This window comes from Cellulomonas taurus (assembly GCF_012931845.1).
Classification (GTDB): domain Bacteria; phylum Actinomycetota; class Actinomycetes; order Actinomycetales; family Cellulomonadaceae; genus Cellulomonas; species Cellulomonas taurus.
This window is the reverse complement of the sequence record NZ_CP051884.1, coordinates 1,174,241-1,197,531: the sequence shown is the minus strand read 5'-3', so window position 1 is coordinate 1,197,531 and position 23,291 is coordinate 1,174,241. Positions and strand designations below refer to the sequence as shown.

At 71.5% G+C, this 23,291-nt stretch carries 17 protein-coding genes and 2 tRNA genes; 12 read left to right on the top strand and 7 right to left on the bottom strand.

The genetic code is table 11. The features are described from left to right. From HGK68_RS05380 to HGK68_RS05330, 11 genes are all read left to right on the top strand, one after another. A complete protein-coding gene (locus tag HGK68_RS05380; RefSeq protein ID WP_169165027.1) occupies window positions 1-993 on the top strand; it encodes an ABC transporter permease in 993 nt (330 codons plus the stop codon). Between the two features lie 9 nt (window positions 994-1,002). Beyond that, entirely contained in the window at window positions 1,003-1,944 is a 942-nt protein-coding gene (locus HGK68_RS05375) for an ABC transporter permease (protein WP_169165026.1), read from the top strand. Then, window positions 1,941-2,795 (top strand): ABC transporter ATP-binding protein, encoded by an 855-nt coding sequence (locus HGK68_RS05370; protein ID WP_169165025.1) that lies wholly within the window; start codon window positions 1,941-1,943, stop codon window positions 2,793-2,795. Before HGK68_RS05375 ends, HGK68_RS05370 begins: the two co-directional genes overlap by 4 nt. Next, window positions 2,792-3,577, top strand: a complete 786-nt coding sequence (locus tag HGK68_RS05365) for an ABC transporter ATP-binding protein (protein ID WP_169165024.1) — start codon at window positions 2,792-2,794, stop codon at window positions 3,575-3,577. The genes HGK68_RS05370 and HGK68_RS05365 overlap by 4 nt, the downstream gene beginning before the upstream one ends. 116 nt (window positions 3,578-3,693) lie before the next feature. Then, entirely contained in the window at window positions 3,694-6,183 is a 2,490-nt protein-coding gene (locus HGK68_RS05360) for a glycoside hydrolase family 2 protein (RefSeq protein WP_246260614.1), read from the top strand. Continuing rightward, window positions 6,180-7,151, top strand: coding sequence for an acetylxylan esterase (locus HGK68_RS05355; RefSeq protein WP_169165023.1), 972 nt, complete (start codon window positions 6,180-6,182; stop codon window positions 7,149-7,151). The genes HGK68_RS05360 and HGK68_RS05355 overlap by 4 nt, the downstream gene beginning before the upstream one ends. Window positions 7,152-7,257: 106 nt before the next feature. Further along, window positions 7,258-7,800: a CAP domain-containing protein gene (locus HGK68_RS05350; protein ID WP_169165022.1), complete on the top strand. Its 543-nt coding sequence runs from the start codon at window positions 7,258-7,260 to the stop codon at window positions 7,798-7,800. Window positions 7,801-7,867: 67 nt separating this feature from the next. Next, window positions 7,868-7,941: transfer RNA gene (locus HGK68_RS05345), tRNA-Ile, on the top strand. Between the two features lie 31 nt (window positions 7,942-7,972). Then, window positions 7,973-8,488 (top strand): hypothetical protein, encoded by a 516-nt coding sequence (locus tag HGK68_RS05340; RefSeq protein WP_169165021.1) that lies wholly within the window; start codon window positions 7,973-7,975, stop codon window positions 8,486-8,488. Window positions 8,489-8,543: 55 nt separating this feature from the next. Then, window positions 8,544-8,616: transfer RNA gene (locus tag HGK68_RS05335), tRNA-Asn, on the top strand. A 233-nt stretch (window positions 8,617-8,849) separates the two neighbouring features. Further along, on the top strand, window positions 8,850-11,525 hold the full coding sequence (locus HGK68_RS05330; RefSeq protein WP_169165020.1) for a hypothetical protein: 2,676 nt from the start codon (window positions 8,850-8,852) through the stop codon (window positions 11,523-11,525). 207 nt (window positions 11,526-11,732) lie between these two features. Here the strand turns inward: HGK68_RS05330 and dnaG are convergent, their stop codons facing one another. The 7 genes from dnaG to HGK68_RS05295 all read right to left on the bottom strand — a co-directional run bounded on the left by dnaG (window position 11,733) and on the right by HGK68_RS05295 (window position 22,060). Continuing rightward, window positions 11,733-13,733 (bottom strand): DNA primase, encoded by a 2,001-nt coding sequence (gene dnaG / locus HGK68_RS05325; RefSeq protein ID WP_169165019.1) that lies wholly within the window; start codon window positions 13,731-13,733, stop codon window positions 11,733-11,735. A gap of 259 nt (window positions 13,734-13,992) precedes the next feature. Then, window positions 13,993-15,015: an alcohol dehydrogenase AdhP gene (gene adhP, locus HGK68_RS05320; protein ID WP_169165018.1), complete on the bottom strand. Its 1,023-nt coding sequence runs from the start codon at window positions 15,013-15,015 to the stop codon at window positions 13,993-13,995. Window positions 15,016-15,156: 141 nt separating this feature from the next. After that, window positions 15,157-16,434 carry a deoxyguanosinetriphosphate triphosphohydrolase gene (locus HGK68_RS05315; RefSeq protein ID WP_169165017.1) on the bottom strand — a complete coding sequence of 426 codons (1,278 nt, stop codon included), beginning with the start codon at window positions 16,432-16,434 and terminating at the stop codon, window positions 15,157-15,159. A 25-nt stretch (window positions 16,435-16,459) separates the two neighbouring features. Next, window positions 16,460-18,265 (bottom strand): glycoside hydrolase family 13 protein, encoded by a 1,806-nt coding sequence (locus HGK68_RS05310; RefSeq protein WP_169165016.1) that lies wholly within the window; start codon window positions 18,263-18,265, stop codon window positions 16,460-16,462. 6 nt (window positions 18,266-18,271) lie between these two features. Next, a complete protein-coding gene (locus HGK68_RS05305) occupies window positions 18,272-19,153 on the bottom strand; it encodes a sugar ABC transporter permease (protein ID WP_169165015.1) in 882 nt (293 codons plus the stop codon). Then, window positions 19,153-20,748: an ABC transporter permease subunit gene (locus tag HGK68_RS05300; RefSeq protein ID WP_169165014.1), complete on the bottom strand. Its 1,596-nt coding sequence runs from the start codon at window positions 20,746-20,748 to the stop codon at window positions 19,153-19,155. Before HGK68_RS05300 ends, HGK68_RS05305 begins: the two co-directional genes overlap by 1 nt. A gap of 85 nt (window positions 20,749-20,833) precedes the next feature. Beyond that, complete coding sequence (locus tag HGK68_RS05295; protein ID WP_169165013.1) at window positions 20,834-22,060, bottom strand: sugar ABC transporter substrate-binding protein; 1,227 nt, start codon at window positions 22,058-22,060, stop codon at window positions 20,834-20,836. Between the two features lie 208 nt (window positions 22,061-22,268). Here HGK68_RS05295 and HGK68_RS05290 point away from each other — a divergent pair, with 208 nt between their 5' ends. After that, window positions 22,269-23,276: a LacI family DNA-binding transcriptional regulator gene (locus HGK68_RS05290; protein WP_246260612.1), complete on the top strand. Its 1,008-nt coding sequence runs from the start codon at window positions 22,269-22,271 to the stop codon at window positions 23,274-23,276. Window positions 23,277-23,291: the final 15 nt, after the last annotated feature.

Here is a 23,291-nt window from a genome sequence, read left to right as displayed (position 1 = left end):
GTGCGCTACTTCCTGCAGAAACTCGGCTTCTACGCCGTGGCACTGTGGGCGGCGCTGACGATCAACTTCGTCATCCCGCGGCTGATGCCCGGCGACCCGGTGGACATCATGTTGTCCAAACTGGCGACGAAGGGACCGGTCAGCCCGGCCACCCGGGAGGCGGTGGAGGCGTTGCTCGGCGCCGACTCCTCCGCCTCCTGGTGGCAGCAGTACGTCGACTACCTGCACGCCCTGGTCACCGGTGACCTCGGCACCTCGGTGGCGTACTTCCCGGCCGGGGTGGGCGAGATCATCGGCCAGACCCTGCCCTGGACGGTGGGGCTGATCGGGCTGTCGACGGTGCTGTCCTTCGTGATCGGTGTCGGGCTCGGCACCTTCGCGGGCTGGAAGCGCGGCTCGTGGCTGGACAACCTGATCCCGTTCACCACGATGCTGCAGTCGGTGCCCTACTTCTGGCTGGCCCTGCTGCTGCTCTTCCTGTTCGGCAGCGTGTGGTCGGTCTTCCCGCTGAACGGCGGCTACGACGTCTGGACCTACGCCGGACCGGAACTCAGCTGGGGATTCGTCGGCTCGGTGATCCAGCACGGTGCCCTGCCGGCGCTGACCATCGTGATCAGCTCCATCGGCGGCTGGATGCTCGGGATGCGCAACATGATGGTGTCCACCCTGTCGGAGGACTACATCGTCACCGCCGAGGCGAAGGGGCTGCGCCCGGCCCGGATCCGGATGGCCTACGCCGCCCGCAACGCCGTGCTGCCCTCGGTGTCCGGCTTCGCGATCTCCCTCGGCTTCGTGGTCGCCGGGTCGATCGTCACCGAGGCGGTCTTCAGCTACCCCGGCGTGGGATCGGCGCTGCTGATGGCGGTGAACAGCAACGACTACGCCCTGATGCAGGGCGTGTTCCTGGTGATCACCCTGTCCGTGCTCGGCGCGAACCTGATCGTCGACCTGCTCTACGGCCTCATCGACCCGCGCACCCGTGCGCGCACCTGAGGAGGACTCATGGCTGTCATCACCGCACCCCCGGAGCAGGTCGTCCAGACCCGCAAGCGGGTCACCCTGCGCGTCACCCCGAAGCTGATCATCGGACTCGTGCTGGCCGGGGCGATCGTCCTGTTCGGCGTGCTCGGCCCGCTGCTGGTCGGCAATCCCTCCACCGTCCGCGACATCGGGCTCACCGGACCGTCCGGCGAGCACGTCCTCGGCACCACCCAGACCGGGCAGGACGTCTTCGCCCAGCTCGCCCACGCCACCCGCGGTTCGCTCACCATCGGTCTGGTGGTCGGCGTGCTGACCCTGGTGCTCAGCGCGTTCTTCGGCATCGTCGGCACCTTCGCCGGCGGGTGGTGGGACGAGAGCTTCAGCCTGTTCAGCAACGTGATGCTGGTGATCCCCGGCCTGCCGCTGGTGATCGTGATCAGCTCCTACGTGCCGGACAAGAGCATCTGGCTGATCGCCGTCGTGCTGGCGATCACCAGCTGGGCCGGGTCGGCGCGGGTGCTGCGTGGGTACACGCTCAGTCTGCGCAACCGGGACTACGTCCTGGCCGCCCGGGTCGCCGGGGAGAAGCGCTGGCGGATCCTCGCGGTCGAGATCCTGCCGAACCTGATCCCGCTGCTGGCGTCCCAGGTCGTGCTGGCGATCATCGCGGCGATCCTCGGCGAGGCAGGGCTGTCCTTCCTCGGACTGGGCGCCACCGGGTCCTTCACCTGGGGAACGATGCTGTTCTACGCCCAGAACGGACTGGCGCTCCGGCTCGGCGCCTGGTGGTGGTTCGTGCCGCCGGGTCTGCTGCTGGCGGTCTTCGGGGCCGCGCTGTCGCTGATCAACTTCTCCATCGACGAGATCATCAACCCCAAGCTGCGCGCCCAGACCCGGGCCACCCGCAAGAAGTGGCGGATGTCCCGGTCCCAGCTCGCGGCCGCCGAGGAGGCGACGGTATGAGCGCGCATCCGGTGTTGTCGATCGAGGACGTGAGCGTCGACTACCTGGTCGACCCGCCCGTCCATGCGGTCAGGCACGTGTCCCTCGACCTGTACCGCGGCGAGATCCTCGGCCTGGCGGGCGAGTCCGGCTGCGGCAAGTCGACCCTGGCCTACGCCATCACCCGACTGCTCAAGCCCCCGGCGTCCATCGTCGGCGGCCGGGTGGTGTTCCATTCCCGGGAGGGATACGCCGTCGATCTGTCCACCCTGGACGGCGAGGACCTGCGCGCCTTCCGCTGGGACAAGGTGGCGATGGTCTTCCAGGGCGCGATGAACTCGCTCAACCCGGTGCTGCGGATCGAGGCCCAGCTGGCCGACGTGCTCAGCACCCACCGCCCGCAGATGTCCAAGGCCGACCGTCGACGCCGCTGCGGCGAGCTGCTGGAGAGCGTGGGGGTGGACGCCGATCGACTGCGCGCCTACCCGCACGAGCTCTCCGGCGGGATGCGGCAGCGGGTGATGATCGCGATGGCCCTGGCCCTGGAACCCCAGGTGCTGATCATGGACGAGCCGACCACCGCCCTGGACGTGGTGGTCCAGCGCGAGATCCTGCGGGAGATCACCCGGCTGCGGGCCGAACTCGGCTTCGCCGTCGTCTTCATCACCCACGACCTGCCGCTGCTGCTGGAGATCAGCGACCGGATCGCGGTGATGCGCGCCGGTGAGGTCGTCGAACTGACCGACGCGGTCACGCTCTACACCCGCCCGGAGCACGAGTACACCCGCACCCTGCTCGACTCCTTCCCCAGCCTGACCGGCGAACGGGGCGACTTCCTGCGCACCGGACCCACCGAGGAGGACGTGGCATGACCACCCTGGAACTGCGTGACGTGGTCAAGGAGTACCGGCTCGCCCGGCGCACCCTGCGGGCGGTCGACGGGGTGAGCCTCACCCTGGAACCCGGCCGCACCATCGCGCTGGTCGGGCAGTCCGGCTCCGGCAAGTCGACCATCGCCAAACTGCTGATGCAGTTGGAGCGGCCGACCTCCGGGCAGATCCTGGTGGACGGCAGTCCGGTGGCCCGCCGTGGCCGCGGCCTGCGCGAGTACCGCAAGGCGGTGCAGATGGTCTTCCAGGACCCGTTCGCCTCGCTGAACCCGTACCACTCCATCGGTCACCACCTGGCCCGGCCGGTGGCGCTGCACCACCCCGGCTTCTCCGCCGCCCAGGTGCGCGAACGGGTGCTCGACCTGCTGCGCCGGGTCCGCCTCGACACCGACTACGCCGACCGTCGTCCGCACGAGCTCTCCGGCGGGCAGCGGCAGCGGGTCGCCATCGCCCGGGCACTGGCACCCGAGCCGGGGATCCTGGTCGCCGACGAGCCGGTGTCCATGCTGGACGTCTCGATCCGGCTCGGTGTGCTCAACCTGCTGTCCCGGTTGCAGCGCGAGGAGAACCTCGGCGTCCTCTACATCACGCACGACCTCGCCACGGCGCGGCACTTCTCCGACGAGATCCTGGTGCTGTTCCAGGGGCAGGTGGTCGAACGCGGCCCCGCCGACGACGTGATCCTGCACCCCCAGCACGCCTACACCCAGCTCCTGGCCCAGGCCGCCCCCGACCCCGACCGCCGCCTCGCCGAGCTCACCTGACCCCGCCCGCCACACCCGCACCCCCGCCGAGGGCGGCACGTCCGCCCCGAGGTCGACACTTCGCCGACCCGATGCCGTCCGACACTGCCGACCTCGGCCGCACCCCAGGAGCCACCATGCACCACACCCCACTCATCGACGGCTGGACGATCACGCCCACCGGTGGGCCCGTCCCGGACGCGATCACCACCGCCGGCCCGGTCCCGGCCACCGTCCCGGGCAGCGTGCACACCGACCTGCTCGCCCTCGACCTGATCCCCGACCCCTACCTGGACGCGCACGAGGAAGACCTGCGCTGGTTCCACCACACCGACTGGCGGTACACCCGCGACCTGACCCTCGACCCGCCCGCCGCCGGTGAACGCATCGACCTGGCATTCGACGGCATCGATACCGTGGGCACCGTCGGCTACGCCGGAGCCGAACTGCTGCGCACCGCCAACATGCACCGCTCCTACCGGGTGGACGTCCGCCACCTGGCCGACGGCACCGCCCACCCGCTCACCGTCGACCTGCGTTCGGCCACCGCCTACGCCCACGAACTGCGCGCACAGCTCGGCGACCGACCGAACTCGTACTGGCCGGTGCCGTTCAACTTCGTGCGCAAGATGGCCTGCTCCTTCGGGTGGGACTGGGGGCCGGACCTGCGCACCGTCGGCCTGTGGAAGCAGGTCCGGATCGAACGCTGGCACACGGCCCGCCTGGCCGAGGTGCGTCCGCTGATCACCGTGGACGACGACGGCACCGGTCGGGTCGAGGTGCACGTCACCGTCGAGCGCTCCGGCCTGGTCGACGCGGCACCGCTGCCGGTCAGCGCCGAGGTCTGCGGCGTCCGGGTCGAGGGCGAGATCACCGACGAGCACACCGTCCTGCACCTGGCGGTCCCGGACGCCGACCTGTGGTGGCCGGTCGGGTACGGCGACCACCCGCTGCACACCCTCACGGTCACCCTGGGCGACGGCCTCGACTCCTGGACCCGGCAGATCGGCTTCCGGAACGTCCGCCTCGACCTGACCGACGGCTTCGTGCTGCACGTCAACGGTCGGCCGATCGCGGTCAAGGGCGCCAACTGGATCCCCGACGACCACTTCCTGACCCGGATCACCCGCGAGCGCCTGGACCGTCGACTCGACCAGGCCCTCGGCGCCCGGCTCAACCTGCTGCGGATTTGGGGCGGCGGCATCTACGAGTCGGAGGACTTCTACGCCGCCTGCGACCAGCGCGGGCTGCTGGTCTGGCAGGACTTCCTGCTCGCCTGCGCCGCCTATCCGGAGGAGCAGCCACTGGCCGCCGAGTTCGAGGCCGAAGCGCGGGAGAACGTCGTGCGCCTCGCCCCGCATCCGTCCCTGGTGATCTGGAACGGCGGCAACGAGAACCTCTGGGGCTACCAGGACTGGGGCTGGCAGCAGCTGCTCGGTGACGCCACCTGGGGCGAGCACTACGCCGTCGAGCTGTTCCGCGACATCGTCGCCGAGCTCGATCCGACCCGGCCGTACACCGACAACAGTCCCTTCACGCCGGGCCGGGCTGACCTGCACCCGAACGACCCCGACCACGGCAGCCACCACCAGTGGGAGGTGTGGAACCGGGTGGACTACCGCGAGTACCGCTCCGAGACGCCACGGTTCTGCTCCGAGTTCGGCTTCCAGGGCCCGCCGACCTGGCGCACCCTCACCGACTGGGTGCACACCGGCGACGACCCCAAGACCGACCCGGTCTTCCTGATCCACCAGAAGGCCGACGACGGCAACGGCAAGCTCGACCGCGGCCTGGCACCGCACCTCGGGATCCCGGCCGACTTCACCGACTGGCACTGGGCCACCCAGCTCAACCAGGCCCGCGCCGTCGAGCACGCCGTCACCCACTACCGGGGGCACTGGCCGCACACCGCCGGGTGGATCGTCTGGCAGCTCAACGACTGCTGGCCGGTCACCTCCTGGGCGGCCGTCGACTCCGAGGAGCGCCGCAAGCCGCTCTGGTACGCCCTGCGCAACGCCGGCGCCGACCGGCTGCTGACCGTGCTGGACTCCGACGCGGTACTGGTGAACGACACCGACCGGCCCTGGACCGGTGACCTGCACCTGCGGCGGCAGCGCCACGACGGCACCGTGCTCGCCGAGGACGTGCACCCGGTCGAGGTCGCCCCGCGCGCCGTGACCCGGCTGCCGATCCCCGCACCGACCGACCCGCGCACCGAGATCCTGGTCGCCGAACTCACCGGGGTCCGGCACCTGCACGTGCACGTCGAGGACATCGACTCCACCCTCGACCCGGACCCGGTCACCGCCACCGCCACCCGGATCGACGGGGGCTACCGGGTGGAGGTCACCGCCCACTCCACCGCCCGCGACGTCACCCTGCTGCCGGACCGCCTGGCGGCCGACGCGGTGGTCGACGAGGCGCTGGTCGACCTGGCGGCCGGGGACTCGGTCACCTTCACCGTGCGCACCACCGCGGAGCTGGACCCGGCCGCACTGACCCGCTCCCCCGTGCTGCGCACCGCCAACGACCTGCGATCGGTCGCCACGACGCACTCCCCCGACCAGGGTCCTCTGGTGCAGACTGCACCCGTTCCCATCAGCCACGATGTCGAGGCCACCGCATGACCCAGGTCGATCTCCCCCTGTCCGAACTCCGCGCCTACCGACCCGAGGTCGCCGCTCCGGCGGACTTCGACGACTTCTGGTCCCGCACCCTCGCCGAGGCGCGCCGGCACCCGATGCAGGTCACCCTGCGACCCGTCGACAGTCCCCTGAGCCTGCTCGACGTGCAGGACGTGACCTTCCCCGGCTTCGCCGGTGACCCGGTGCGCGCCTGGCTGGTCCGCCCGGCGGGTGCCGACGGACCGTTGCCGATCGTCGTCGAGTACAACGGCTACGGCGGCGGTCGCGGCTTCCCGCACGAGCACCTCACCTGGGCCGCCAGCGGCTACGCCCACCTGTTCGTCGACTCCCGGGGCCAGGGCTCCGGCTGGGGCAGCGGCGGCGACACCCCCGACCCGCACGGCTCCGGGCCCGCCGGATCGGGCTTCATGACCCGCGGCATCCTCGACCCGGAGCAGCACTACTACCGGCGCCTGATCACCGACTGCGTGCGGGCCATCGACGCCGTGCGCACCCTGGACCGCATCGACCACGACCGGATCGTGGTCGCCGGCGGCTCCCAGGGCGGCGGACTCACCGTCGCCGTCGCCGGACTCGTCGAGGGCCTGGCCGCCGCCATGCCCGACGTGCCCTTCCTGTGCCACATCGCCCGCGGCATCGAGGTCTCCGACACCGACCCCTACGGCGAGATCCCCCGCTACCTGTCCGTGCACCGCGACCAGGTCGAGCAGGTGTTCCGCACCCTGTCCTACCTCGACGGCCTGCACCACGCCGCCCGGGCCACCGCCCCGTCGCTGTTCTCGGTCGGGCTGCTGGACACCGTGTGCCCGCCGTCCACCGTCTTCGCCACCCACCACGCCTGGGGCGGACCCTCCACCATCGAGGTCTACCCGTACAACCAGCACGAGGGCGGCGGCGGACACCACTGGCAGCGGCAGGCCGCCTGGCTGCGGGAGACCCTCGGGCTCTGACCCCATCCGCCCTGGTCGGCGCGCTTCCGGATGCGCCGACCAGGGCGGTGGGTTCCCCTGGCACCAGGTGCGGAACACCCAGGACCGAACCGTGAGGAGTCCCACGATGAAGCGCATCGCCCTCGGCACGACCGTCACCCTGGTCGGCCTCACCCTCGCCCTCGCCGCCCCCGCCACCGCCCAGAGCAGCGTCGGGCCCAGCAGCGGATGGGGCCAGGCCCAGCACTACGTCAACGGCCAACTCCAGCCCCCCGCCCCCGCCGTGGTCGACCAGGACCCCGCCGAGGCCATGATCCTGCAACGCACCAACGCCGTCCGCGCCACCGACGGCCGCACCGCCCTCACCCGCAACACCCGCCTCGACGCCGTCGCCGCCGCCTGGGCCACCCAGATGGCCACCACCGGCGACTTCCGGCACAACCCGAACTACAGCACCCAGATCCCGGCAGGCTGGCGGGCAGCAGGCGAGAACATCGCCTGGAACAGCTACGACCCCGCCGCCCTCGCCACCCAGTGGGAACAATCCGCCGGGCACCGGGCCAACATGGTGAACCCGTCCTTCACCCACATCGGCATCGGCGTCGTCCAGTACAACGGGCGGTACTACGGCGTGCAGGTCTTCGGCGGGTACCCCAACGGCCTCGCCTGAGCACTACACCGGACCCGGTACCTGCCACGGCACGGGTGCCGGGTCCGCTAGCCTGGCTCGGCACCAAGGGCCAGTAGCTCAGCCGGTCAGAGCAGCGGACTCATAATCCGTCGGTCGTGGGTTCAAGCCCCACCTGGCCTACACCTCAGCACCAGCGGACTACCGTGGCACCGTGCCGCTCTTCACCCGCCGCCCCAGCCTGCCCGACTCCCTGCGCCGCGGCCTCGATCTGCCCGCCGGCGACAAGGTCCTGTCCGCGACCAGGCTGGCCGACGACCAGGGCTGGCTCGTCGCCACCCGCCTCGCCCTGCACATCCTGCCTCTCGCGGGTGAGCACGAGGCCCACCCCTGGTCCGACGTCGACCGGGGCAGCTTCGACCCGGAGACCCCCGCGATCACCGTGCACTGGGTCACCGGACACGCCCAGGAGTTCCCGCTGGCCGAGCAGCGCCCGGCGCGCTTCACGCAGACCTTCCGCGAGCGCGTCCAGTCGTCGGTCGTGCACGTCCAGAACGTGCAGATCCCGGGTGCCGGGACGGTCCGGATCGCCCTGCGGCGCGACCCGGCGGGTGCCCTGCTCACCCAGGTGATCGGATCGCCGCAGGTCGACCTGGCCGACCCGGGCGTCGCCGCACTGATCGACTCCGCCGAGCGCGAGGTGCGGTCGGCGGCCGGTCTGCGAGCCTGACCCGCACGGGTGTCATCAGCACCGGCTGAGTGCTGCTAGAGTTTTGCCCGCACGATCCCTCGTAGCTCAATTGGCAGAGCATCCGACTGTTAATCGGACGGTTACTGGTTCGAGTCCAGTCGAGGGAGCATCCGACCCCCAGTGGCCCAGGCCGCTGGGGGTCTTCTGTTTCTCCGCGCGGGCCCCCACCCTGTGGCCGCGCCCCACCTTCCGGCGCCGTTCCACCAACCGCCCTCCGACTGTGCACAGGTGACGCACCGCCGCCGTGGTCCACAGCCGACCCGCTCTCCCCCTCGCCGCCCGCCACCCGGTTCTGGCTGACTCCTCCGCCATCAGCACCCAGCGACGGAGGACCACACCCATGCGACCACGAACCCCTTGCCAGCCACGCCTGAGCCTGTTGATCGGCGTGCTGCTCTTCCTGACCGGTCTGCTGGCGTCCGCCCCGGCGGTGCCACGGGCGGCCGCCACCCAGGGCACCGTGGGGCAGGGCATCCACGTCCCGATCCCGGGCTACGGCGAGACCTGGTTGGGCGCGTTCGAGGTCCCCACCGGGGTGGATGCCGCGATGTCGTGGTGCCTGCAGATGTGGGTGGCCCCGGGGGTCGGTGCGCCGCCGGTGTCGGTGACCCTGCACGACGACCCAGTGCTGGCGTGGGTGATCGAGACCTTCGCCGACCCGTCCAATGCCCTGGATCAGGCGGCGATCGCCTACACGGTGCACCAGCGGGCGGAGGTGCCCGGGGTGGTCGCGGGCGGTGACGTCGAGGCGGCCAAGCAGTTGCTGGCGGCCGCCGCACCGGTGGAGGTGCGGGAGCGTTCGGCGGCGATGGTGGCGACCGCGACGGCGCAGGCGGGTCCGTATCGGGACTCGTCCCCGGCGGTGAGCCCGCACGATCTGCGCTACGGCACGATCAGCGACCTCGGGGTGGTGAGTGCGGCGGGTGCGTGGGTGTCCGGCCTGGACGCGACGGTGGAGCTGCTCACCGCCGACGACTCCGGCGCCCTGGTGCCGAGCGACCGCGCCGTCTTCGATCTGAACGGCAACCACCGGGCCGACCCGGACGAGTCGAACACGTGGACCGGCAGTACACCGGACGGGCCCTTGACCCTGGGCTATGTGGCGACCGGTGTCGGTGAGGTGGTGGTGCGGCCTCGGTTCGCCGGATTGCGCACCGCGCAGCTGGAGCTGCAGGCGATGGACCCGAGCCGGCAGGACAACCTGGCTCTGCACCCGGGCCGGTCGGGCGGGCCGACCGAGCGCACCGGGCCGACGGTCTCCTTCTTGGTGGCCCATGGGTTCCGGGTGACCGGGGTGTCGGCGGTCGAGGACGCGGTGGTCGACCCGGGTGAGCCGGTGTGCGACACGCTGGACCTGCAGCCGGCAGCGGGCTATCCGTGGCTGTCCATCGGCACGACTCCGGTGGAGGTCCCGCTGACGGCGACGCTGTGGTGGGCGGGCGAGCAGCCGGCGACCACGAGCGAGACCACCCCGCCGACCGCCGTCCTCGTCACCGAGGTCGAGGTGGCAGCGAACGGCCCGGGCACCTACCGCGCCTGCGCCGACCCGGCCGCGCTGGCCGAGACCGCACCGGGCTTCCTCACCTGGCGGTGGCGGGTCGATCGGTCGGCGATGCCCCCGGTGGAACGCCGTGCGCTCTTGGAGGCGTGGGAGGACAGCTTCGGGCTGCCCGCCGAGACGACGTCGGTCCGCCACACCCCGACTGTGGTGACCAGCCTGAGTGTGCGTGCCACCGGCGGCGGTCTGCGGTTGGTCGACGACCTGTGGGCGGAGGGCTACCCGAGCGATCACGGGACGTTCGGCGGCGGCGCGGGCTTCGACGGCGACCGGCCGGACGAGCTCACCGAGGTGTGGTTCTTCCCGACGGACGTCCCGGTGACGGACGCCGGGCTGGACGAGGGTGCTGCCACGTTGATCGGCACGGTGCGCCGCGACGCCGACAACGGCTTCGAGACCCTGTCCTCCCCCGATCTGCGGTGGCCGGCATCGGAGCGGGACGGCGACGGCGACGGGGTGCTCGACCCGCTGCCGGGCACGGTCGTGGCCCGCACCGTCTTCGCCGGGGACGACCGGACCGGTCCCCTGACCACCTCCGTCGCCGATACCACCGAACAGTTCACGGTCGTGCCCCCGAGGCCGGAGGACGAACCGCTGCGGGTCACCACCACGATCCAACCGATGGGCGACGTCGCGGCGGGCGACAGCGTGACGTTCAGCGACGCCACCGACGTCTTCGGCACCGTTCCCGACGGCGGGCTGACCCTGACCAACGATCTGTTCCACTGGACCGGGGACGAGCCGATCTGCTCACCGGAGACGCTGCTCGCACCGGGTGACCCGATCGCCGTCACCGAGGCGGGTGCGTTCATCTCCGCCGAGGTACCGGTCACCGCCGAGCCCGGCGCGTCCTACGGCTACGTCGAGACCCTGCGGAACCCCTCCGGGCAGGTCGTGCACCGCGGGGTGTGCGGCGCCGAGACCGAGACGGTCCGGGTCCCCGCCCCCGCCGAGGTGACGACCAGCGCGCACGCCGACTCCGACACACCGACGGTGGGCGACGAGCTGTGGGACACGATCAGCTGGGCCGGCGACATCCCCGAGGGTGCGACCACCACCGCCGCGCTGTTCCGCTCCCCCGCCGGACGGCCACTGGTCTGTTCGCCCGACACCCTGGTGTGGACCTCGGCGCCGATCACGATCACCACCAGCCCCGGAACCGGCGACACCGACCGGCACCGGGTCGACGCCACCGGGAGCTACGGCTTCGTGGAGACCACCCGCGCCCCGGACGGCACGGTGCTCAGCACCGGGACCTGCGGCGACAGCTCGGAGACGCTGACCGTGGCCGCCCCTGCCCCTGCTCCGGCGCCACCGGTCGCGCTGCTCCTCGCCCTGACCGGCAGTCCCCTCCGCCTCGGCGCGGCCGTGGGACTCGCGCTGGTGGTCACCGGGAGCACGCTCATCATGGTCCGTCGGCGTCGCACCGAGGCCGGGGGCGCGGGCTCCGCTGACTGACTACTGAGCGACAGGGTGCGCGCCTCGGAGCACAACCGGGGCGCGCACCCGGTGCGCGCGCGGCGCCCGTCCCGCCGCAACCCGGGCCAGCACGTCGGCAGCACCAGTCACGGTCCGGCTGCCGGCCTGTTTGCGGCGCCGGTGGCGATCGACGGCTGGCACGTCGGAGCACCGATGGCGATCCGACGTCGCCCGCACCGCCACCACTCAGGCGCTCTCCCGCAGCGCTCGCCGCTGGTCCTCGGCGGCGAGCAACTGCTGGAACACCTCGCGCTGGGCATCCGGTTCGGCGCTGGGGTCCAGTCGCTGCAACCGGCCGCGCAGGTCCGCGATGTGCCGGGTGAGCGCCAGCTCGACCAGCGCCATCACCAGGCCACGGGCGTAGCCGGGCAGCTTGTCCGGTCGGTCCTCCGGGATGGGTTCGACGGCGAGTCGGGTGATCAGCGAGTGCACCGGACCCGCCGACTGCTCGCGCACGGCCTCCACCCAGGCGGCGGTGCCGTGATCGGCGGCCAGCACCTTGGCTCGGGTCGCCCCACCGGCGGCCCGGATCGCGGCGTGCACGGCCCGGTAGGCGGGTGCGCCGAAGGTCTCCGCTTCGAGCTGATCGAATTCGACCGGCACCAGGTCCGGCAGCTGGAGCACGACCTCCAGGGCACGACGCTCGGTGGTGGCCACCGGGTCGCGCGGGTCGGGCATCGGCATCTGCAGCACCGGCACCGGATCCGCGCCGCGCTCGCCCGGTCCAGCCGCCTGGCCGGTCCGACCGCGCGATTCCAGACCCCGACCGTCCATCCCGCCCCGACCATCCGCGCTGGACCCGCGGCCGTCGGTTCCCGGCCGACCGTCCTGGCTGCCGCGACCGTTCGCCGCCGACCGTGCCGCGGCACCGGCCGCCCGCACCGCCTGCTGCACGGTGGGCAGGTCCATCCCCAACCACCCGGCGAGCTCGCGGGTGTACCCCTCGCGCAGGTCCGGCCGCGGGATCCCGGCCACCGTGGGCGCACACTCGCGCAGCGCACCGGCCCGGCCCTCGACGGTGCTCAGGTCGTACTCGGCGAGCTGACGGCGCAGCACGAACCGGAACAGCGGCGGCGGGGAGTCCACCAGCGCGCGCACCGCGTCCGGGCCCTTGCGCTGGCGCAGGTCGCAGGGGTCCATGCCCTCATCGGCGACCGCGACGTAGGCGGGCACGCCCAGGGTCCCCTGCTGCTCGTGCGCCTTCATCGCCGCCTTCTGCCCGGCCTCGTCGCCGTCGAAGGTGAAGACGACGGCACCCTTGTCACCGACGTCGCCCATCAACCGCCGCACGATCCGCGCGTGCTCCGGACCGAAGGCGGTGCCGCAGGTCGCGATGGCGGTGCCGACCCCGGACAGGTGCATCGCCATCACGTCGGTGTAGCCCTCGACGACCACGACCTTCTTGGTGCGGGCGATCTCCCGCTTGGCCAGGTCGATGCCATACAGCACATGGGACTTCTTGTAGAGCGCCGTCTCCGGGGTGTTCAAGTACTTGGGGCCCTGGTCGTCGTCGTAGAGCCGCCGCGCCCCGAAGCCGACGGTGTCGCCGGTGACCTCGCGGATCGGCCAGACCAGGCGACCACGGAACCGGTCGTAGATCCCCCGGTTGCCCTGGCTCATCAACCCGCTGGCGATCAGTTCCTTCTCGGTGAAGCTGCGACCGCGCAGGTGCCGGAGCAGCTGGTCCCAGCTCTGCGGCGCGTACCCGATGCCGAACTGCTCGGCCGCCGACCGGTCGAAGCCGCGCCCGGCGAGGAAGTCGCGGGCAGCCGCGGCGCCGGGGGTGAGCAGCTGCTCGGCGAAGAACTCACCGGCCACCCGGTGCGCCTCCAGCAGCCGCTGTCGGGTGCCGGGCTCCATCCCGGGCCGCGGGCCGCCGCCCTCCTCGTACCGCAGCTGGATGCCGACCCGCCCGGCCAGGTACTCGACCGCCTCGCTGAACGGCAGGCCGTCGACCTTCTGCACGAAGTCGATGACGTCGCCGCCCTCGCCGCAGCCGAAGCAGTGGTACAGCCCGACCTGGGGCCGGACGTGGAAGGAGGGGGTGCGCTCGTCGTGGAAAGGACACAGGCCCTTCATCGAGCCGACGCCGGCGGTCTTCAGCGCCACCTGTTCGCCGACGATGTCCTCGATCCGGGCGCGCTCGCGGACCGCCTCCACGTCCTCCCGCCGGATCCGTCCTGCCACGCCACGATCCTAGTGCCGCCGGACGGCCCGACGGCCGCCGCCCCCTGGTCGGGACGACGGCCGGCCCGTCACGGCTCAAGCGCGCAATCGACTCCGGCTCAGGCGCCCGGCCGGTCCCAGCTCAGGCGCCCAGCCGGTCCCAGCTCAGGCGCGCAGTCGGTCCCAGCTCAGGCGCGCAGTCGGTCCCGGCTCGGGCGCGCAGTCGGTCCTGGCTCGGGCGCGCAGTCGGTCCCGGCTCGGGCGCCCAGCCGGTCGCGCATCAGGCGTCCAGGTCGATCACGATCCGGCCGTCGATCCCGCCGCGCTCCATCTCGCCGAAGATCGCATTGATGTCCGACATCGGGCGCACGGTATAGGTCGGCTGGATCTTGCCGCGGGCGAAGAAGTCCACCGCCTCGGCCATGTCCTTGCGGGTGCCGACGATCGAGCCGCGCACGGTCAGCCCCAGCAGCACGGTGCTGAAGATGTCCAGCGGGAACTGCTCCGGCGGCAGCCCGACCAGGGCGACGGTGCCGCCGCGCCGCAGGGCGCCGATCGCCTGCGGGAACGCGTGTCCGTTGACGGCGGTGACCAGACCGCCCTGCACGCCGCCCCCGGTCAGCCGCTGGATCTCGGCGGCCGGGTCGTCGCTGGTGCGGGCGTTGACGGTGATCTCGGCGCCGTGGGTGCGGGCCAGTGCCAGCTTCTCGTCGTCGACGTCCACCGCGACCACCCGCAGCCCCATCGCCACCGCGTACTGCACCGCGATGTGGCCGAGGCCGCCGATGCCGGAGATCAGCACCCACTGGCCGGGCCGGGTGTCGGTGCGCTTGAGGCCCTTGTAGACGGTGACCCCGGCGCACAGGATCGGGGCGACCGCCGCCAGGTCGACCCCCGCCGGGATCAGCGGTGCGTACCGGGCGTCGACCAGCATGTACTGCCCGAACGACCCGTCCACCGAGTACCCGCCGTTCTCCTGCCGGGGGCAGAGCGTCTCCCAGCCGGTCTCGCAGTACTCGCACTCGCCGCAGGCGCTCCACAGCCAGGCGTTGCCGACCAGGTCGCCGACGGCCACCCGGGTGACCTGGTCACCGATCGCCACGACCTCGCCGACACCCTCGTGGCCGGGGACGAACGGCGGGCTGGGCTTCACCGGCCAGTCGCCGTGCGCCGCGTGCAGGTCGGTGTGACACACGCCGGAGAACCTGACCTTCACCAGCGCCTGCTGCGGTCCGGGTGTGGGGACCGGGATCTCGTCGACGGTCAGCGGCTGCGCGAACTCGTGGACGACTGCTGCCTTCATCGTGCTCATGGTGTTTCCTCCCAGCGGACGTTCGGTCAGCGCGGGTGAGCGCTCCGGTCAGTTCACGCCCAGGAAGCCGGCACTAGGTGGCGACTGTCGGGTTTACCGAGTAGTCGACCGTGGGAACTAGGTGGTCGCCACTCAGTACCGCGGCGGCGGCGCCAACCGCGCGTGCCAGGCGGCCGCGGAGACGTCGGTGAGCGAGGCGACCTGGTCGATCACCACCCGCAGCCGCGCACCGTCGTCGGCGGCGGCCCGCCAGTCGGCGGCGAACGGCGGTTCCAGGCTGACCGGGGCGCGGTCGGCGAGGACGTGCACCAGATCGGCGAGGATCTCGCGCTGGCGCTGGTACAGCGGTTCGAGTTCGCGGGGGGCCATCACGTAGGCGACGGCCAGGCCCTTGAGCACCAGGATCTCCGCGGTGGTCGCGGTGGGCACGATCAGGTCGGCGGCGTACCGGGTCAGGGGTCCCGGGCCGTAGACCTCGCGGGTGGCGAGCTGGGCGGCGCGGGCGAACCGGCCGATCAACTGGCTGGTGGTGTTCTTCAGCGCGGCCAGGGCCGGACGTGACCCGTCGAATCCGGTGCGCCACAGGTCGGCGCGCACCAGGCGGTCCATCGCGGCCTCGAGTCCGGCCGCGTCGATGGCGTCGCCGTACCAGGTCTGGATCGCCTCGACGACCCGCGCGCGTTCCTCCGGCTGGCCGAGCACCCCCAGGTCGAACCGGCCGCCGACCACCGCGTCCTCGACGTCGTGCACCGAGTAGGAGATGTCGTCGGCGAGGTCCATCACCTGGGCCTCCAGGCATTTGCGCCCGACGGGGGCGTCGCCGCGCAGCCAGTCGAACACCGGCTGGTCGTCCGCGTAGACGCCGAACTTGTGCGTCGGTCGCCCGCTGGTCGCGCTGACCGGCCCCTGCCCGATCGCCCACGGGTACTTCACCGAGGCGTCCAGGCTGGCCCGGGTCAGGTTGAGCCCGGCGCTGCCGCCGTCCTCGGTGATCACCTTGGGTTCGAGCCGGGTGAGCAGCCGGAGGGTCTGGGCGTTGCCCTCGAAGCCGCCGATGTCGCGGGACAGGTGCGCCAGCGCGCGCTCGCCGTTGTGCCCGAACGGCGGGTGACCGAGGTCGTGCGCCAGGCAGGCGGTGTCCACCACGTCCGGGTCGCAGCCGAGGATCTTGCCGATCTCCCGACCGACCTGGGCCACCTCCAGGGTGTGGGTGAGGCGGGTGCGGATGAAGTCGTCGGAGCTGGGGCCGAGCACCTGGGTCTTGGCACCGAGCCGACGCAGCGCGGAGGAGTGCACCAGGCGGCCGCGGTCGCGCTCGAAGGGGCTGCGGGCGCGCGACTTGGGGGCTTCCGGCACCCAACGCTCCCGATCAGCCTCGGTGTAGCCGTCGGGAAGGTCGCTGCTGCTCACGGTCCCAGCCTAAGTGAGGACGCGCTCAGCCCAGCGTCCACACCTGGAACGTCGGCCCGTGGGTGGGCAGGGCGCGGGCGGAGCCGAGCTCGGCTCCGCCGTAGACGTTCAGCGCGGTGCCGAGCGACGCGGGGAGCTCGGCCCCCGCCCAGGGCGCACGGGTCGCCAGGACCAACAGCCGCTCGTCGGCGGTCTCCCGGAGATACCCGATCGCGTCGTCCTCGATCACGACCCAGCGCAGCCCGCCCTCCCGCAGCGCGGGGTGGGCGGCGCGCAGGGCGATCAGCGAGCGGTACACCTCGAAGGTCTCGGCGTCCCAGTCGGGACCGCCGCCGGCCTCGATCTGCGACCAGGGCATGGTGACCCGGGCGTGCTCGCCGTTGGTGCCGACGGCGCCGCCCTCGTCCCCGGCGAACAGCACCGGCGTGCCGGGGTAGGTGAACAGCAGTCCGGCGGCGACCTCGACCCGGTCCCGGCTGCCGAGCACGGTGCGGATCCGCGGGGTGTCGTGCGAGCCGAGCAGGTTCCACTGCCGGGTGGTGACCGACCACGGGACGGCGGCACCGAAGTCACGCATCGCGGCGACCACCGCCGGGCCGCGACGGTGCGGGATCGGGCTGGGCATCTCCACGTAGCGCAGGTCGGAGTCGGCGGCGAGCCAGCTCCACACCGGTCGGGTGAAGGCCGAGTAGTTCATGGTGCCGTGCCAGCCACCGGCGGTCAGGTCGACCCCGGCGTCGTGGAAGTGCTCGGCGATCAGCACCCCGTCCGGGCGCACCGACTCGATCGTGGACCGCACCCGGCGGGAGACCTCGTGGGTGAGGTCGTCGGCGCCCTGGCGACCGGTCATGTTCGCGACGTCGATCCGCCAGCCGTCCAGGTGGAAGGGGGCGTCCAGGTAGCGGGTGACGACTCGGGCCATCCGGTCCTGCAGTGCCGGGTCGTTGTGGTTGAGCTTGGGCAGGGAGGCGTGACCCAGCCAGCCGACGTAGCCCGGTGCGGTGTCGGTCCAGTAGTAGAAGGAGCGTTCGACGGACGCGGGGTCCTGCGCGCGGGTGAACCAGTCGTGCGCGTCGCCGGTGTGGTTGGTGGTCAGGTCACCGACGATCCGCAGCCCGCGTCGGTGCACGGCGTCCGCCAGCGAGGCGAGCGCGTCGTCCCCGCCGAGCAGCGGGTCGATCGCGTCGAAGGTGGCGGCGTCGTAGCGGTGGTTGGACCGGCCCGGGAACGACGGCGTGAGGTAGAGCGTGGTGACGCCGAGGCGTTCCAGGTGGTCGAGGTGTTCCTCGATGCCGGTCAGGTCGCCGCCGTAGAACTGGGTGCCGGTGCCCGGCCCGCCGCCGATCGGCTCGTCGCCCCACTGCGCGGGCAGCGCCCAGTCCGGCGTCGCGCGCTGGTCGGCGGCGGCGGAGCGGGCGAAGCGGTCGGGGAACACCTGGTAGACCACCGCGTCGCGCGCCCAGGCGGGGCCCGGCTCCGTGGTGGTGAGCCGGAAGTCGCTGGCGTCGGGCACGTCCCGGGCGATCAGTCCCTCGCCGTTCAGCCATGCCTGCCCGCCGTCGTACTGCTCGCCGACCAGGAGGAACCGGTAGCTGGTCACCGGGTTGGTCATCGGGACGTGGGCGGTGAACCAGTGCTCGTCGTCGATGGTGTCGGTGAGCGTGGCCGGGTAGACCCGGGGCTCACCGTCCTCGACCACCCGGAGCCAGACCGCCTCGGGTGCCGGGCCGGGGACCCGCAGCCGCACCGGCACCTGCTCCCCCAGCCGCGGGGTCCGGGTCGGGACGTAGAGCGCCGACCCGTCGTGGTGCGGCGGGAGGAACAGGTGCACGGCGGGTCAGCCCTTCACGGAGCCGGCGGTCAGGCCACCGACGATGTACTTCTGCAGGAACAGGAACAGGGCGAGCACCGGGAACGCGGCGATCACCGCACCGGCGGCGAACACCCCCCAGTTGGCGGCCAGCTGGTCGGAGACCAACGAGTACAGCCCCACGGCCACCGTCCAGGACGACTCGGCCGGCAGCACGATCCGGGCGACGATGAACTCGCCGAAGGTGCTGATGAAGGCCAGCAGCGTGACCACGGCGAGGATCGGCGCGACCAGCCGCAGGATGATCGTCCAGTAGATCTGCGCGTGGGTGGCGCCGTCGATCTTGGCCGCCTCGTCCAGCTCACGCGGGATGGTGTTGAAGAAGCCGTACATCAGGAAGGTGTTCGAGCCCAGCGCGCCACCGAGGTAGACGGCGATCAGGCCGAGCTTGCCGTTCAGCCCCAGCGCCGGGAAGACGTCTCCCAGGCCGAGCAGCAGCAGGAAGATCGCCACGAAGGCCAGCATCTGGGGGAACATCTGCACGATCAGCAGCCCGGTCAGCCCCGACCGACGACCGCGGAACCGGAACCGGCTGAACGCATAGGCGGCGGCCGCGCCGAGCAGCATCGCGCCGACCGAGCTGGTCACCGAGATGACCAGCGAGTTGCCCAGCCAGGTCCAGAACTTGGTGCTGTCGAACAGGGTGCTGAAGTTCGAGCCGGTGACGTCGCTGAACAGGCTGTTGGAGCCGGTGAGCGTGCCGCCGGAGGACAGCGCCGCCGACACCAGGTAGACCAGCGGGAACGCGGCGTAGACCACGAAGATCACGCCGATCAGGTGCCGCCAGCCCAGTTCCCGGGTCCAGCGACCGAATGACAGCTTGGGGTGCTCGGGAGTCGTCGCGGACATCAGTTGATCTCCTCCAGCTGACGGGTCTTGCGGAAGGCCAGGGCCGAGATCCCGCCGACGATCACGAAGATCATGATCGACAGCGCGCTGGCCAGGCCGTAGTTCTTGGACGCGTTCCCGTCCACCCCGGCGATGTTGTAGACCATCGAGATCAGGATGTCGGTGTGGCCCAGCGGCACCGAGGCGTCGGAGAACCGTGGCCCACCGCCGGTCAGCATGTAGATCAACGTGAAGTTGTTGAAGTTGAACGCGAAGCTGCTGATCAGCAGCGGGGTGGTGGAGACCAGCAGCAGCGGCATGGTCACCGAGCGGAAGGCCCGCCACGGGCTGGCGCCGTCGATCTTGGCCGCTTCCATCACGTCGCCCGGCAGCGACTGCAACGCACCGGTGCAGATCAGGAACATGTACGGGAAGCCGAGCCAGAGGTTCACGCCCAGCACCGCGAGTTTCGCCAGCACCGGGTCGGTCAGCCAGCCGATGTTCGCGCCGCCGAGGATCACCTCGTTGATGAAGCCGAACTTGCGGTTCAGCAGGCCGGCCCACAGCAGCGCGCCGAGGAAGCCCGGGATGGCGTACGGGAGGATCAGCAGCGTGCGGTAGATCTTCCGGCCGCGCAGGCGCACGTCGTTGAACACCACGGCCAGGAACAGGCCGAGCAGGAAGGTGGTCGCCACCGACCCGAACGCGAAGGCGAAGGTCCAGACCAGGATCTTCCAGAACGGCGCCGCGTACCGGCTGTCGGTGAAGGCGGTGGTGAAGTTCTCCGCGCCGACGAACACCCGCCAACCGACCGCCAGCGTGCTGCCGTCCTGCGCCTCGAACTGACCGCGGTCGTTCGGGGTGTAGACGGTGCCCGTGGTGGTGTCGGTCATGGTGTCCGCGTCGGCGTCGTAGACCAGCGTCGACTCGGCGACGTAACCGGTGCGGGCGTCCTGGGTGCGGATCGAGCCGTCGTTCGGGTCGTCGGAGACCGGCACCCGCAGGCTGGTCACCTCGTCCTGGCGCTCCAGGACCGTGGTCCGGTCCAGCACGTCGTAGCCGGGCACCGCGGTGATCTGACCGGAATCGACGGTCGCGTCGACCTCGTGCAGCGGGTCGTCGGCGGTGCCCACCCGGACATCGCCGTCGCCGTCCTGCACCGCGAAGCCCAGGGCGTCGCCGTCGCCGACCACGGTGAGCTGGTAGGTCTCGGTGCCCTCCACCCGGCGCTCGTTCTGCACCAGCAGCGCCTCGACGGCCTGCGACTTGGTGGAGTTGTGGCCGTCACCGTAGTTGGTGAACGCGACGTAGCCGGTGTAGGCCATCACGTACACCTGGTAGACCAGCAGGAACACCAGGCCGGGCAGGACGTACTTCAGCGGCAGGGTCTTCTTGGCGAAGTACACCCAGTTGGTGATCGCCAGCAGGATCACCATCGAGGTGAGGATGCCCCACGCCTCCTGGTTCCAGGCGGCCAGGATGCCGTACACCCCGAAGGCGTCGATCAGGGCGACCAGCACGAGCTTCACGATGAAGCCGGGGCGGAAGTCGCGGGCGTGGGAGAGATCGCGGCCGCGGCGCTGGGGCGCGACCGCGGTGGACTCAGGGGTGGGCATCGGTGCCTCCGGGGCGGTTCACGAGCAGGGGGAGCGTGCGCGACCGGTGCGGGGTCGCCCCCGCACCGGTCACGTGTCAGGCAGGTCAGCCGCCGATGGCGCCCTGGATGTCCGAGATCATCTTCTGCCAGACGGCGGTCGGGTCCTGCGACCCGCTGATCGCCGCGGCCTCGGTCACGCCCCAGTAGGTCCACACGGACGCCATCTCCGGGATGGAGGGCATCGGCACGGCGGTGGCCCCGACCTCACGGAAGCCGGCGGTGACCGGGTCCTCGGAGGCGGTGTCGGCCGCGGCGGTCAGCGCCGGGACGCGGTGGCCGGCCTCGTACAGCGCGAGCTGCGCGTCCTCGGTCGACATGTAGTTCAGCAGGAAGTCGTTGGCGAGCAGCGCGTTCTCGCTCTGCGCGGAGACGTAGAAGCCCTGCACACCGGCGAAGGGCTGCGCCTCCTGGCCACCGGCGGACGGGATCGCGGAGACAGCGAGGTCCATGCCCTCGAAGGAGTCCAGCATCCACGGGCCACCGACGATGAACGGCGACTGGCCGTTCTTGAACGCCTCGAGCGCGATGTCGTAGGTGATCGCGGTGTCCAGCGTGCCGGCGGCACCCTGCTGGGCCAGCCAGCCGGCGAAGGCCTCACCGTTCGCGCCACCCATCGCCAGGGTGGAGTTGTACGAGCCGTCCTCGTTCTGCTCGAACACCGGGGCGCCGAAGGAGGTCTGCAGCGGGTAGTAGGTGTACGGGTCGCCGTCCTCGCTGGTCTGGATCAGCACCGGGTACTGGGTGCCCGCTGCCTGACCGGCGGCGATCATGTCGTCCCAGGTGGTCGGCGCGTCGGCGGCCAGGGCGGTGTTGCGGATCAGGCCGATGTTCTCCACCGCGTAGGGCAGGCCGTAGACCTGACCGTCCTGGGTGAAGGCCTCCACCGACACCGGCTCGAACTGGTCGGCCAGGTCGCCGAGCTCGATCGGGGCGACGACGCCGTTCTTGGTCAGCTCACCGAGCCAGTCGTGGGCGCCGACGGTGATGTCCGGGCCCTTGCCGGTCGGCACCTGGGCGATGAAGTCGGTGCGGATGTCGTCGTAGTTCTTCAGCACCGTCTCGACCTTGGTGCCGGTCTCGGCGGTGAAGTCGGCTGCGGCGGCCTCGACCGCGTCCTGCCGGGTCTCGTCGACCCAGATGGTGAGGCTGGAGCCGTCGCCCGCGGCGGCGGTCGAGGAGTCGTCCGACGACGTGTCGTCGCCGGAGGAGCACGCAGTGAGGGTGAGCGCCAGGCCGGCCATGACGGCCACGGCGGAGATGCTCCGTCGCATCGTGAGTCTCCCGAATGTTGAGGGGGTCCAGCGCTGGAATCCCACCCGCGCTGGCTCGGTGTACCGGACCGTAACGTCGTTGCCACAGCCGTTGCAAGCCGTTACGGTAACTTTCAGGCATCGGTTGCAAGGCCTTGCAAGGGCGGCGCGGAAACCGACCGATCGACAACGATGACGAGGAGGTCCGGTGGCTTCTACGCTGCCAGGCGTGCGTACTCGCCTGACCGACCTCGCCGACCAAGCCGGGGTGTCCACCGCCACCGTCTCCCGGGTGCTCAACGGCAAGCCGGGAGTCTCCTCGCAGGCCCGGCAGGCGGTGATCACCGCGATGGACCTGCTCGGCTACGAGCGACCCGACAAGCTGCGGCCCCGCTCCACCGGCCTGGTCGGACTCGTGGTGCCCGAACTGTCCAACCCGGTGTTCCCCGCCTTCGCGCAGGTGATCGAGTCGGTGCTGACCCAGCGCGGTTTCACGCCGTTGCTGTGCGCCCAGCAGCCGGGCGGCACCACCGAGGACCAGTACGTGGAGATCCTGCTCGACCACGACGTGGCCGGGATCATCTTCCTGTCCGGCCTGCACGCCGACACCCAGCAGCCAGTCGACCGCTATCAGGCGCTGCGCGGCCGCGGGCTGCCGATCGTGCTGGTGAACGGTTCCGCCCCCGGCATCGACGCACCCACCGTGGCCGCCGACGACACGGTGGCGATCGACCAGGCGATGCGGCACCTGCTGTCCCTCGGGCACCGCCGGATCGGTCTGGCGATCGGTCCGGAGCGGTTCGTCCCGGCCCAGCGCAAGCGGCGCGCCTTCGCCGAGGCACTGCGTGAGCGGCTGGACGTGGCCGACGACGCCGAGCACGTGGTGTCGACCCTGTTCACCGTCGAGGGCGGTGCCACCGCCGCACACGAGCTGCTGGACAGCGGGCACACTGCGATCATCTGCGGCTCCGACCTGATGGCGCTCGGCGTGATCCGCACCGCCCGGCAGCGCGGGCTGCGGGTGCCGGAGGACCTGTCGGTGGTCGGCTTCGACGACTCGGTGCTGATCGGTTTCACCGACCCCCCGCTGACCACCGTGCGACAGCCGGTGCAGGCGATGGGCCGCGCGGCCGTCGCCGCCCTGATGAGCGAGATGTCCGGCACCCCGACCTCCCGCAACGAACTGTTGTTCCACCCCGAGCTGATCGTCCGTGGGTCGACCAGCTCCGCTCCATAGTCACGAAGACCCGGA